This window comes from Dermabacter sp. p3-SID358 (assembly GCF_025147465.1).
GTDB lineage: Bacteria > Actinomycetota > Actinomycetes > Actinomycetales > Dermabacteraceae > Dermabacter.
The window spans coordinates 1-227 of record NZ_JALXOZ010000044.1 but is presented as its reverse complement, the minus strand read 5'-3'; the positions used below and the strand labels follow the sequence as shown (position 1 = coordinate 227).

Genomic DNA, 227 nt, shown 5'->3' with positions numbered 1-227 from the left:
CGGCGCCGAGGCAATCGCACCGAAATCACGTGCCCCTCACACCCACCCACACGCGGTACCGGACGCGTTACGCAACGAAATCATCGACATCCGCAAACAGCTCACCCGGCACGGACTTGACGCAGGACCCGAAACCATCGCCTACCACCTCGAACAGGCCGGCAAACGCGCCCCGTCAACTTCGACGATCCGTCGCATCCTCACCAACGAAGGCTTGATCACCCCGC

At 63.0% G+C, this 227-nt stretch carries 1 protein-coding gene; it reads left to right on the top strand.

The genetic code is table 11. The features are described from left to right. On the top strand, positions 1–227 hold a 227-nt coding region (locus M3B90_RS09615), incomplete at both ends, for a helix-turn-helix domain-containing protein (RefSeq protein ID WP_259890166.1).